13 protein-coding genes and 1 riboswitch are annotated in these 12021 nt (G+C 64.9%); of the genes, 10 read left to right on the top strand and 3 right to left on the bottom strand.

What is annotated here, in order from left to right:
* Positions 1 to 52: 52 nt before the first annotated feature.
* On the bottom strand, positions 53 to 1273 hold the full coding sequence (locus tag FJW05_RS20810; RefSeq protein ID WP_140635307.1) for an MFS transporter: 1221 nt from the start codon (positions 1271 to 1273) through the stop codon (positions 53 to 55).
* A 120-nt stretch (positions 1274 to 1393) separates the two neighbouring features.
* Here FJW05_RS20810 and FJW05_RS20805 point away from each other — a divergent pair, with 120 nt between their 5' ends.
* Together FJW05_RS20805 and FJW05_RS20800 are read left to right on the top strand one after the other, a co-directional pair.
* Positions 1394 to 1987, top strand: a complete 594-nt coding sequence (locus tag FJW05_RS20805; RefSeq protein WP_140541513.1) for a TetR/AcrR family transcriptional regulator — start codon at positions 1394 to 1396, stop codon at positions 1985 to 1987.
* Positions 1988 to 2118: 131 nt separating this feature from the next.
* The gene (locus tag FJW05_RS20800) at positions 2119 to 3102 is read left to right on the top strand and encodes a hypothetical protein (RefSeq protein WP_140635305.1); all 984 of its coding nucleotides are present in this window, start codon (positions 2119 to 2121) and stop codon (positions 3100 to 3102) included.
* On the opposite strand, the gene bluB is transcribed toward FJW05_RS20800, so the two are convergent.
* Positions 3103 to 3834 (bottom strand): 5,6-dimethylbenzimidazole synthase, encoded by a 732-nt coding sequence (gene bluB, locus FJW05_RS20795; RefSeq protein ID WP_140635303.1) that lies wholly within the window; start codon positions 3832 to 3834, stop codon positions 3103 to 3105.
* A gap of 42 nt (positions 3835 to 3876) precedes the next feature.
* Positions 3877 to 4055, bottom strand: a riboswitch (cobalamin riboswitch).
* Between the two features lie 115 nt (positions 4056 to 4170).
* On the opposite strand from bluB, the gene FJW05_RS20790 reads away from it, so the two are divergent.
* From FJW05_RS20790 to FJW05_RS20765, 6 genes are all read left to right on the top strand, one after another.
* On the top strand, positions 4171 to 5097 hold the full coding sequence (locus FJW05_RS20790) for a histone deacetylase family protein (RefSeq protein ID WP_140635301.1): 927 nt from the start codon (positions 4171 to 4173) through the stop codon (positions 5095 to 5097).
* Between the two features lie 3 nt (positions 5098 to 5100).
* A complete protein-coding gene (locus FJW05_RS20785; RefSeq protein ID WP_095766752.1) occupies positions 5101 to 5352 on the top strand; it encodes an exodeoxyribonuclease VII small subunit in 252 nt (83 codons plus the stop codon).
* 193 nt (positions 5353 to 5545) lie between these two features.
* Complete coding sequence (locus tag FJW05_RS20780) at positions 5546 to 5812, top strand: DUF2277 domain-containing protein (protein ID WP_095766753.1); 267 nt, start codon at positions 5546 to 5548, stop codon at positions 5810 to 5812.
* Positions 5813 to 5821: 9 nt separating this feature from the next.
* Positions 5822 to 6742, top strand: coding sequence for a pirin family protein (locus tag FJW05_RS20775; RefSeq protein WP_140635299.1), 921 nt, complete (start codon positions 5822 to 5824; stop codon positions 6740 to 6742).
* Positions 6743 to 7008: 266 nt separating this feature from the next.
* Positions 7009 to 8916 carry a 1-deoxy-D-xylulose-5-phosphate synthase gene (gene dxs, locus FJW05_RS20770; RefSeq protein ID WP_140635298.1) on the top strand — a complete coding sequence of 636 codons (1908 nt, stop codon included), beginning with the start codon at positions 7009 to 7011 and terminating at the stop codon, positions 8914 to 8916.
* 150 nt (positions 8917 to 9066) lie between these two features.
* On the top strand, positions 9067 to 9354 hold the full coding sequence (locus tag FJW05_RS20765; protein WP_140635296.1) for a hypothetical protein: 288 nt from the start codon (positions 9067 to 9069) through the stop codon (positions 9352 to 9354).
* Here the strand turns inward: FJW05_RS20765 and FJW05_RS20760 are convergent.
* The gene (locus FJW05_RS20760) at positions 9351 to 9752 is read right to left on the bottom strand and encodes a GFA family protein (RefSeq protein WP_140635294.1); all 402 of its coding nucleotides are present in this window, start codon (positions 9750 to 9752) and stop codon (positions 9351 to 9353) included. The genes FJW05_RS20765 and FJW05_RS20760 overlap by 4 nt on opposite strands.
* Before the next feature lie 107 nt (positions 9753 to 9859).
* Here FJW05_RS20760 and FJW05_RS20755 point away from each other — a divergent pair, with 107 nt between their 5' ends.
* Both FJW05_RS20755 and FJW05_RS20750 read left to right on the top strand, forming a co-directional pair.
* Positions 9860 to 10627, top strand: coding sequence for a TlyA family RNA methyltransferase (locus tag FJW05_RS20755; protein ID WP_140635292.1), 768 nt, complete (start codon positions 9860 to 9862; stop codon positions 10625 to 10627).
* Positions 10624 to 11865 carry a class I SAM-dependent RNA methyltransferase gene (locus tag FJW05_RS20750; RefSeq protein WP_140635290.1) on the top strand — a complete coding sequence of 414 codons (1242 nt, stop codon included), beginning with the start codon at positions 10624 to 10626 and terminating at the stop codon, positions 11863 to 11865. The genes FJW05_RS20755 and FJW05_RS20750 overlap by 4 nt, the downstream gene beginning before the upstream one ends.
* Positions 11866 to 12021: the final 156 nt, after the last annotated feature.

Raw genomic sequence — 12021 nt, 5'->3', positions numbered from 1 at the left:
CGGAGGCTTCAGCCAACTACCAACGTCTGCGCTGACCGTAGCCGAATAACCGTCACTCCGCCGGAACCACCGCCTCGCCCCTGTCCACATCGCAATCACCCGTCGCCAGCCGACATTGACCGGCGAGCACGGTGGCCAGCGCGATGGCGCCTGCCGCGACCGAAACCCAGAACCCGTTCTGCGGACCGAAATTGTCGACCATCCAGCCGGCGGCAAAGGAGCCCAGCGCCATGCCGATGCCGATGCCGGTCGTCACCCAGGTGACGCCTTCGGTCAGCATCGCCGCCGGCACGTGGCGTTCGATCAGGCCGAAGGCGGTGATGAAGGTCGGCGAGATCGCGACGCCGCTGACGAAGACGGCGAGCGCCAGTGTCGGCACGGTGTCGGCGAAGAGCAGTGGCAAGGTGGTGAGCGCGATCACGGTGACCGCCACCGCCAGTTGCCGCTGCAGCGGCGCCTTAAGGCTGAGCGCGCCGACGATGATGCCGAGCACGAAGGATCCCAGCGCATAGACGCCGATGACGAGGCTCGCCGCCTCAGGTTGGCCGAGCTCTTTGGTGATCGCCACCGTCGTCACTTCCGTAGTGGCGAAGGTCGCGCCGACGAAGATCAGCGCAAAGGTGATGATCTGCACCGGCCGCAGGCGGATCGCCGACCCGGTCGCGCCATGTTCCGCCGGGCGGACCGGCGGCTCGGACGAGCGCTGCAGCAGGAATGCCGCCGAGCCGAGCGCAAGCAGCAACGTGCTGACCACCATGCCGGCTTCCGGGAACAGCGCCGCGCTCAGGCCCACCGACAGCGAAGCGCCGGCGACATAAACCAGCTCGTCCGCGGCCGATTCGAAGGCGAAGGCCGTGTTGAGCTCCGGCCGGTCGCGGAAGATCTCGGTCCAGCGCGCCCTGACCAGCGCCGGGATGCTGGGCATGGCGGCGGCAAGCAGCGCCGACCCGAACAACGTCCAGACCGGCCAGTGCTGGTTGGCCGCGACGATCAATGTCGCGAAGGAAAGCACCGAGACGAGCGTCATGGGTGCTGCGATCGCCGTCTGGCCGCGCCGGTCCACCAGCCGCGACACTTGCGGCGACAGGAAAGCGTTGACCAGCGCATAGATCGCCGAGACGGCGCCGGCCAGCCAATATTCGCCATGCGTCTGCGACAGCATCGCCACGATGCCGATCGGGGCCATGGCGATCGGCAAGCGCGCGATGAAGGCCGCCGCGGCGAAGCCTTTCGTGCCGGGAGCCCGAAAGATGTCCGAATAAGGGTTTCGCATGATCCTGCTCCTCGACAACGGTGCATACTAAAATTACATACGCTGCGTATGACTGTGAGATAGTTCATACGCAGCGTATGTCAATTGGCATACGAGGCGTATGTGAATAGGGCCAGAACCATGCACAGACCGCGCAAGGAGATGATCGCCGAGACGCGCGCCAAGCTGATCGCAGCCGCTCGCCATGCTTTCGGCACGATCGGCTACGCCGAGGCCTCGATGGACGATTTCACCGCATCGGCCGGCCTCACGCGCGGCGCGCTCTACCATCATTTCGGCGACAAGAAGGGACTGCTGCAGGCGGTGATCGCCGAGATCGACGGCGAAATGGCTGTGCGGGTGAACGAGGTGGCTTCGAAAGCGCCGACCCGCTGGCAGCATTTCGTCGACGAATGCACCACCTATATCGAGATGGCGCTGGAGCCGGAAATCCAGCGCATCATGTTCCGCGACGGCCCGGCGGTGCTCGGCGACCCGGCGCAGTGGCCGAATGCCAGTGCCTGCACCGCCTCGATGACCAACCATCTGACCAGGCTGCAGGAAGAGGGCGAGGTCGTTCCGGAGCTTGATCCCGAGACGACCTCACGGCTGATCAATGGCGCCAGCAGCCAGGCCGCGCAGCGCATCGCCAATTCGACGGATCCCGAGGCAACCTCGAAAAAAGCGATCGCGGCCTTCAAGCAGTTGCTCGAAGGCTTGCGAAAGAAGCCTTGACGGCACGCTCGGGTAACCGAGCCACCGGCTTGTGCACCGGTTTCGGGCCGGCGCAACCCTGCCGCGATTGACAATCGCCGGGGCGAGCGCATGCTCTCCGGCCATTCTCTTAAGGGTGGGAGACTCGGGGCATGTGGGACTTCAGCATCGCCAGATCCGTGTCGATCATGATGCGGACATGGCCGTTCATCGTCTTTCGCATGATCGTCTATTTCGGCATCACGGTCGCCTACATCATGGCGACCGGTACGGGCGCCAGCGTCGGCTATGGCGTCGGTCACATCTCGACCGATCCCGACGGGCCGATGTCTTTTGCGCTGTGGGGCGGCGTGGTCGGCTTCGGCGTCATCTCGATCGCCGTCTACTGGATCCGCGAATACATCCTTTATGTGCTGAAAGCGGGCCATATCGCCGTCATGGTGCATCTGATCGACGGCCAAGATGTCCCCGACGGCCAGGGCCAGATCGCCTACGCGAAGGAAGTGGTCACCCAGCGTTTTGCCGAGGCCAACATCCTTTTCGTCGTCGACCAGCTGGTCAAGGGCGCCATCCGAGCCATCACCGGCCTGATCGGCGGCATCGCCGCCTTCCTGCCCATTCCGGGCCTGAGCGGCATCGTCAGCTTCATCAACACGGTGATCCGCCTGTCGTTGACCTATGTCGACGAGATCATCCTCGGCTATAACATCCGCATCAATTCGAGCTCGCCTTTCGAGACGGCGCGGCAAGGCGTCGTGCTCTACGCGCAGAACGGCAAGCACATGGTCAAGAACGCCGTCTGGCTGGCGGCGATCATGTGGGGCGTGTCCTTCGTCATCTTCCTGTTGATGCTGGCGCCCGCAGCCGCCATTCTGTGGGTCATGCCGGGCCAGCTTGCCGGCTGGGCCTTCGTGCTAGCCATCGTCTTTGCCTGGGCCTTCAAGGCAGCCTTCATCGAGCCCTTCGCCATCGCCTCTCTGATGCAGGTTTATTTTGAAGCCATTGAAGGCCAAGCGCCCAATCCCGAATGGGACCGCCGGCTCGCCGAGACCTCGTCCAAATTCAGGGAATTGCGCGACAAGGCACTGGGCTCTTTTGGCGGCGGCTCGCGCTGGGATACGCCGAGGGCCGCCTGATCATGGCTTTGATGGGCCGCCAAGCTTTGCGATTGCCGATTTAAGCGGCGCCTCGCCGGCGCCGCGAAACGTCTCGCTCATGACCAGTTCGGGCAGCGGCAGGCGCTTGCCCCAGCCATGCGCCTCAAGGTCCGGCTTCGGCGCGAATTCCGAGACGCGGCCGACGCAGAGATAGGCGATCGGCATGACATGCTCGGGGATCGCGAGAAGCCGCTTCAGCGCTTCGGTCTCGATGATGCTCACCCAGCCGACGCCGACACCTTCGGCCCGCGCCGCCAGCCAGAAATTCTGCACCGCGCAGACGGTGCTGTAGAGATCCATCTCCGGATTGTGCCAGCGCCCGAGCGGCGAGTCCTTCGAGCGCTGCCGGTCGCAGGTGATGCACAGGTTGAGCGCGCTTTCGCAGATGCCTTCGAGCTTCAGCTTACGGTAGAGCGCCTGCCGTTCCGCCTCGATCGCCGGCAATTCCTGCTCGCGCGCGGCGAGAAAAAGATCACGTACCTGCCGCCGCCTCGCGGCGTCGCGGATGACGATGAAATTCCACGGCTGCATATAGCCGACAGACGGCGCGTGATGCGCGGCGGTGATGAGCCGCGCCAGCACGCTGTCATCGAGATCGTCGGGCACAAAATGGCTGCGCACGTCGCGCCTGGTGAACATGGCCCGGTAAACCGCGTCGCGCGCCAGTTGGTCAAAGTCGTCGCCGCTCGTGGCGATCGCTGCTGCCGTCATCGCTTTTCCCCTTGCGACAAGCAGTCCCCCGCCTGACCAAGCGGTAAACCATGTCTGCCGGGCCGGTCTTCTGGCTCGGGATCGTCCCGCATCCGGCGCCTTCCCGTCTTCGACAGTGGCGTTTGCCGGCGCGGTCCCCCTTACAGTGTTGGGCACGCCACGGAGTTCAACCGTGTTCCCGATTCTCCCGCGTCGCGGGCACCAGGCAGCGGCGCGACCTTACAGCTAAGCTTGGGCCACGCCAATGGCGTTAGCGACACGGCAAGACGCGATTTTCCCCAGCCATTCGGCTGCCAAACATGGTCATTGCGGTCGTAGGTCCCTAGATTAGGCGCCATGGCCACCCGTCTCTACACGCATCCGATCTTCCTCGAACACCTCACCCCGCCCGGTCACCCCGAGCGGCCCGACCGCCTGCGCGCCATCGAGCGCGTGCTGGACGACGAGGCTTTTGCGGCGCTCGACCGCGTCAAGGCGCCGGAAGGCGACGAGAAAACGATCCTCTATGCGCATCCCGAGGATTTCGTCGAGCGCGTGCGCGCGGCGATCCCTGAGAGCGGGATCGTTTCGATCGACGCCGACACCAGCGCCAGCCCGAAAAGCTGGCAGGCCGTGATCACCGCGATCGGCGGTGCCAATGCGGCGGTGGACGACGTCTTCGAGGGTCGTGCGGCAAACGTTTTCGTCGCCGCCCGTCCGCCTGGACATCATGCCGAAAAGACCACCGCGATGGGCTTTTGCCTGTTCAACACGGCGGCGATCGCCGCCCGCTACGCCCAGAACAAGCATCAGGCCGAACGCGTCGCCATCGTCGACTGGGACGTCCATCACGGCAATGGCACCCAGGACATCTTCTGGGATGATCCGTCGGTTCTCTACTGCTCGACGCACCAGATGCCGCTTTACCCAGGCACCGGCGCGAAGGACGAGACCGGCGCCGGCAACATCGTCAATGCGCCGCTTGCGCCGCAGACCGGCAGCGACCTGTTCCGCGACGCCTTCCTGTCGCGCGTGCTGCCGTCCATCGACGCGTTCGCGCCGGACCTGATCATCATTTCCGCCGGCTTCGATGCGCACCACCGCGATCCGCTGGCCGAGATCAACCTGACCGAGGACGATTTCGATTGGGCGACCGGCCAGTTGATGGAGCGCGCCGGCCGCCACAGCTCCAACAGGCTCGTCAGCCTGCTGGAAGGCGGCTACGATCTGCAGGGACTGGCATTTTCAGTCGCCGCCCATGTCGGGCGGCTGATGAAGGGATAGGGTATGGCATTGGAAGGCAATGAGGACGTCAAGGCGATGAGCTTCGAACAGGCGCTCGACGCGCTGGAGAAGATCGTCGATGATCTCGAGCGCGGCGACGTCCCGCTCGACCAGTCGATCAAGATCTATGAGCGCGGCGAAGCGCTGAAGGCGCATTGCGACCGGCTGCTGAAAGCGGCCGAGGACAAGGTCGAGAAGATCAGGCTGTCGCGCGACGGCAAGCCGGTGGGAACGGAGCCGCTGGACGCCGACTGAGGTGTTGATATTCAGGTGAGGCCGGCCTGCAAATGGCAACTTCCTGCGCTTCCGGTGCTCACGTACTTCAAGTACGCTCCGCTCCGGTTCTCGGAAACCACCATTTTCGGCTCGGCCTGACCTGAATCTCAACACCTCAGCGGATGATCTCAGACCGGGTAAGGGCAAAGAAAGCAGGTAAGGAGTTCAAGCCATGTGCCGCAACATCAAGACCTTGGCCAATTTCGAGCCGCCGGCGACGAATGACGAAGTGCATGACGCCGCACTTCAGTTCGTGCGCAAGCTGAGCGGCTCGACCAAGCCGTCCAAGCGCAACGAGCATGCCTTCTACCATGCCGTCGAGGCGATCGCGGCTGTCGCGCGCGAATTGATCGATTCGCTCGAAACCAACCAGGAACCGCGCAACCGCGAGGAAGAAGCTGCCAAGGCGAAGGCCAGGTCGGCGCTGCGTTTCGCCTGAGGATCCGACATGAGCTTTTTTCCGGGAAACGACCCTGAATCCGGCGATGCCTTCGCCTGCGACCAGATCGAGCTGATGGTCGTTCCGAACGCCAAGGACATTGGCGGCTTCGAGGTGCGCCGCGCTCTTCCGACGGCGAAGCGCCGGCTGGTCGGGCCGTTCATCTTCTTCGACCGCATGGGCCCGGCGATCCTGCGCGCCGGCCATGCGCTCGACGTGCGTCCGCATCCGCATATCGGCCTTTCCACCGTCACCTACCTGTTCGACGGCAGGATCAGGCATCGGGATTCGCTCGGCACCGAAATGGTGATCGCGCCGGGCGATGTGAATTTGATGACTGCCGGGCGCGGTATCGTCCATTCCGAGCGCACGCCACAGGAATTGCGCGGCGCGCCGATGTCGGTCTCCGGCTTGCAGACCTGGCTGGCGCTGCCCGACGGCAAGGAGGAGATTGCCCCGGTGTTCGCGAACACGTCGGTGGCCCGCTTGCCGCAGATCGATGCCGAGGGTGTCAGCGGTCGCGTCGTCATCGGCGAGTTCTCCGGCCTGCGCTCGCCCGTGGCGACCGCATCGGACACGCTCTACGCCGATCTCAGGCTGGCCGCCGGTGCCAGCGTGAAGATTCCGGCCGATGCCGAGGAGCGCGCCATCTACACGCTGGAGGGCAACGTCTGGATTGCTGGCGATATTTTCCCGGCCGAGCGGCTCCTGGTGTTCAAGCCGGGCGAGGAGATCGTCGTTTCCTCCGAGCGCGGCGCGCATTTCATGCTGTTCGGCGGCGCTTCACTCGGCTCCAAACGCTACATCTGGTGGAATTTCGTGTCGTCCTCCAAGGAACGCATCGAGCAGGCCAAGCAGGAATGGAAGACGGGTCGCTTCGATATCGTTCCCGGCGATGAGGAGGAGTTCATTCCGCTGCCCGAGAACTAAGGTGTGTTGATATTCAGGTGAGGCCGGCCTGCAAATGCCGGTTTCCTGCGCTTCCGGTGCTCACGTACTTTGAGTACGCTCCGCTCCGGTTCTCGGAATCCATCATTTTCGGCGCGGCCTGACCTGAATCTCAATACACCTTGCAGCGTAGCACGCGTCACTGGCGCGCATTTACATTCGCCCGCCGGCGGACTATTCCCGCGCATGATTATGGCGCAATCTGCTGGTAGCGCCGTGTTCGATCGATAAGGCAGGACGCGCCCCGAGTGAAGCCAGACACGCCGCTGCTCGACAAGGTCCGCATTCCGGCGGATTTGCGGACGCTTGATGAGAGCGCGCTGCCGCAGCTTGCCGCGGAACTCCGCGCCGAGCTGATCGATGCCGTGTCGCAGACCGGCGGTCATCTCGGCGCCGGCCTCGGCGTCGTCGAACTGACCGTCGCGCTGCATTATGTCTTCAACACGCCGCAGGACCGGCTGATCTGGGACGTCGGCCATCAGGCCTATCCGCACAAGATCCTGACTGGCCGCCGCGACCGCATCCGTACGCTGCGCCAGGAAGGCGGCCTCTCTGGTTTCACCCGGCGGGTCGAGAGCGAATACGACCCGTTCGGCGCCGCGCATTCCTCGACCTCCATTTCGGCCGGTCTCGGCATGGCCATGGCGCGCGACTTGTCGGGCGGCCGCAACAATGTCATTTCCGTCATCGGCGACGGTTCGATGTCGGCCGGCATGGCTTTCGAGGCGCTGAACAATGCCGGCGCGCTCGACGCCCGGCTGATTGTCATCCTCAACGACAACGACATGTCGATCGCGCCGCCGACCGGCGCCATGAGCGCCTATCTGGCGAGGCTCGCCTCCGGCAAGGCCTATCTCGGCCTTCGCGATTTCGGCAAGAAGCTGACATCCTATCTCGGCAAGCGCGCCGACCGCGCCATCACCCGTGCGGTCGAGCATGCGCGTGGTTACGTCACCGGCGGCACCTTGTTCGAGGAGCTCGGCTTCTACCATATCGGCCCCATCGATGGGCACAATCTCGAACATCTGATCCCGGTGCTGAAGAATGTCCGCGACAATGGCAAAGGCCCGGTGCTGATCCATGTCGTGACCCAGAAGGGCAAGGGCTACGCGCCGGCGGAGGCCGCAGCCGACAAATATCACGGCGTCAACAAATTCGACGTCATCACCGGTGCGCAGGCCAAGGCGCCGGCCAATGCGCCCGCCTACACCAAGGTCTTCGCCGAAAGCCTGATCCAGGAAGCGCGCGAGGACGACCGCATCGTCGCCATCACCGCCGCCATGCCGAGTGGCACCGGTCTTGACCTCTTCGGCGAGGTATTTCCGAAGCGAACCTTCGATGTCGGCATTGCCGAGCAGCATGCGGTGACCTTCGCCGCCGGCCTTGCTACTGAGGGCTACAAGCCGTTTGCCGCCATCTATTCGACCTTCCTGCAACGCGCCTACGACCAGGTCGTCCATGACGTGGCGATCCAGAAACTGCCGGTGCGCTTTCCCATCGACCGCGCCGGTTTCGTCGGCGCCGACGGCGCCACCCACTGCGGCGCTTTCGATACGACCTTCCTGACCACGCTGCCGGGCTTCGTCGTCATGGCCGCCGCCGACGAGGCGGAACTGCGCCACATGGTGCGCACAGCGGCGGCCTATGATGACGGCCCGATCGCCTTCCGCTATCCGCGCGGCAACGGTGTAGGCGTCGACATGCCGGAGCGTGGCTCGCTGATCGAGATCGGTAGGGGCCGCATCCTCAAGGAAGGGACCAAGGTCGCGCTGCTGTCCTTCGGCACGCGGCTGCAGGATTGTTTGTTGGCGGCCGAGGAACTGGGCGCTGCGGGCCTTTCCACGACCGTTGCCGACGCCCGCTTCGCCAAGCCGCTGGACGAGGATCTGATCCGGCGGCTCGCCCGTTCGCATGAGGTGCTGGTGACCGTGGAAGAGGGCGCCATCGGCGGCTTCGCCAGCCAGGTGCTGCATTTCCTCGCCCATGAAGGCCTGCTGGAAAGCGGCCTCAAGGTGCGGCCGCTGGTGCTGCCGGACGTGTTCAGCGACCATGCCAAGCCGGAGAAGATGTATGCCGATGCCGGGCTGGATTCGGCAGGCATCGTGCGCACGGTCTTCGCCGCGCTCGGTCGCGGCGTGCAGGCGCAGCGCGCCTGAATCAGGGCTTCAAGCGGTGAATCGGTTTGCCGGGTGCCAGATGTAAGTATCTGTTAACGCTCCCGTTTGGCGGTTCGCTTACCCTGTCTCTTGGCCGATTTTCAACGGCGCCCTGCTAGAAGCTCGAGCCAGGCAGGGAGACGACCAAAAATGAAGACGCTTCTGTGCGGAGTGGCCCTTTTTGCGGCCGTGACGGTGCCGGTCGCAGCCGAAACGCGTTACGACCGCAATCTTGAAAAGGCGGTGCTGGATATCGTTGCCGGCAAGATGGGCAACATCCGCGGCGGCTTTTCCTATAAGCAGGTTCCTCAACTCGTCGTGCTGCCGGATGCTACGCCCATCGCGGCCACTCCGGTTGAGCCGCCGCGCAAGGAAGCCTCGGGCAATGACGGCTTGATGCCCGCCGTCGAGCGCCAGGTTTCGCGCACCATTTTTTAGAACCACATATCGCGCACGCAGCGGCCGTCGCGCGGCAGGTCGTCAAAAGTGTCGAGGCCGTCGAAGTGGTCGATCGGCAGGTCGGCGACCTCCTCGGGCGGCGCAAGCCTGACATTGACGGCGATGCGCGTGCGGCCGCTCTTGCCGGAACGCAGGCCTCGCCAGGCGACCACACAGGCGCAGGTCGGACAGAACAGGATTTCCAGCGCGGGCTCCGCCACCTCGGCGCGTGTGTAGGATTTCACCGGTCCGGCAACGCGGATGCGCTCGTCGGCATAGTCGTAAGCCCAGAGTGCACCGTAGCGGCGGCAAAGCGTGCAATTGCATGCGGTGATTCCACCGGGATCGCCTTCCAGCGTCCAATGAACTGCGCCGCAATGACAGGTCCCCTTCAGCATTGCCACCTCCACCGACTGGCGAACCGCCCGTTCCTGTCGGCATTCTGCAGCCTCTTGCGCCGTATTCAACCATTGCGTTCGTGCCCGGCTTTCGTCAATGAAGGCCGATGAGTTCCCCTTTGCCAGCCAGCCGGCGCCAGCGGCTCGACGAACTGCTCGTCGGGCGCGGTCTGTTTGCCAGCCGCTCGCGCGCCCGCGACGCGATCGAGCGCGGCGCGGTTACGGTTGACGGCGCCGTCGCCCGCAAGCCCGGCCAGCCCGTCGCGCCGGACTGCCTAGTCGCCATCGACGATCCGGCGCGGGCCTATGTATCGCGCGCGGCGCTGAAGCTGATCGCCGGCCTCGACCATTTCGGCCTTGATCCTTCCGGCAGCGAAGCGCTCGACATCGGCGCCTCGACCGGCGGCTTCACCCAGGTGCTGCTCGAGCGCGGCGCGGCCCATGTCACGGCGATCGATGTCGGTCACGGCCAGATGCATCCAGACATTGCCGGCGACCCGCGTGTGACCGTGATCGAAGGGCTGAACGCGCGCGATCTGACGGCAGCCGATCTCGGCGGCCGCGTTCCCGGTTTCCTTATCTGCGACGTCAGCTTTATCTCGCTGAAGCTTGCGCTGCCGCCGGCGCTGGAATTGGCGGGCGAGGGCGCCAAGGCAGTTCTGCTGGTCAAGCCGCAATTCGAGGCCGGGCGCGAGGCCATCGGCAAGGGCGGCCTGCTCAAGGACCCGGGCGATGCCGAGCGGATTGCCGGGAACCTGCGCAACTGGCTGGCTGGCGCTCCCGGCTGGCGCGTGCTGGGACTCCAGCCGTCGCCGATCGAAGGCAGCGACGGCAACCGCGAGTTCCTGCTCGCCGCCATGAAGGACGGGCGATGAGCACACGCTTCACCATTGCAAGGCTCGGTTCGCAGGGCGACGGCATCGCCAATGCCGAAGGCGGGGAGGTCTTTATCCCGTTCACGCTGCCCGGCGAAACGGTCACGGCCGCGCGCCAGAAGGACCGCGCCGCGCTGATGTCGGTATTGGAAGCCTCGCCGCATAGGATCGAGCCGGCCTGCCGCCATTTCACCGAATGCGGCGGCTGCGCGCTGCAGCATTACGAGGCTGAAGCCTACCGGCAATGGAAGCGCGAGAAGGTTGTGCAGGCGCTGAAGGTCAAGGGCATCGCTTGCGAGATCGCTGCGCTGGTGCCTTGCGCGCCGCACACCCGCCGCCGCGTCACCTTCAGCGCCAGGCGCACGGACGCCGGCATGCTGCTCGGCTTCGTGCGCGCGCTGTCCTCCGAGATCATCCCGATCGAGGAATGCCCGATCTCGCTGCCGGCGATCGTCTCGGCGCTCGACAAATTGCGTGCCCTGGCCGGCTTGGTCTGCGCCACCCCGAAGGCGTTTCATATGACGGTGACAGTCACGGCTTCGGGCCTCGACATTGCCGTGCACGATGCCGGCAAGCTTAGCGACCACCAGCGCCGTATCGCGTCGAATTTCGTCATGGCCGAAGGCCTGGCGCGGCTTTCCGTCGACGGCGAGATCGTGGTCGAGCCGAAGAAGCCGGTCGTGCAGTTCGGACCGGTCGCGGTCGCCGTGCCGCCCGGCGCCTTCCTGCAGGCCACGGAGGCCGCCGAGCAGGCGATGGCGGACCTTGTCGGCCAGCGTCTGTCGCGCGCCAGGAAGGTCGTGGACCTGTTCGCCGGCTGCGGCAGCTTCGCGCTCAGGCTCGGCGCGCAATCCGAGGTCCATGCCGTCGAGGGCGATGCGCCGGCGCTTGCCGCGCTCGACCGCGCCTTCCGCTTTGCCAGCGGCCTGAAGCGCGTGACCAGCGAACGCCGCGACCTCTTTCGCCGGCCGCTGACCTTCAAGGAGTTGAACGCCTTCGACGGATTGGTCTTCGATCCGCCGCGCGCCGGCGCCGAGGACCAGTCGAAGCAGGTCGCCCGTTCCGACGTGCCGCTGGTCGCCGCGGTGTCCTGCAATCCGGTGACGCTGGCACGGGACCTGCGCATCCTGATTGACGGCGGCTATACGCTGAAGAGCGTCACGCCGATCGACCAGTTCCTGTGGTCGCCGCATGTCGAGGCCGTCGCGCTTTTGGAGAAGCCGAAGCGGCGGCGGTAGCTCGCGGCCGGGCTCGCGTGAAGATTGTGAAGCCTCTGTTCTTTCGACGAAATTGCGCCCTAAAGCCGCCTTTTTGCAGGGTCTTAATTCTGCAGTTAGGGAAACATTCCTGCCCCTCCGGCGTTATCGCGTTGGACGAATGGTGGACAAGGATGG

The sequence above is a fragment of the Mesorhizobium sp. B2-9-1 genome, from assembly GCF_006439455.1.
In the GTDB taxonomy this organism is placed as follows: Bacteria; Pseudomonadota; Alphaproteobacteria; order Rhizobiales; family Rhizobiaceae; genus Mesorhizobium.
Note: the sequence above shows the minus strand (reverse complement) of the source record. Positions and strands in the feature narration are given on the sequence as shown.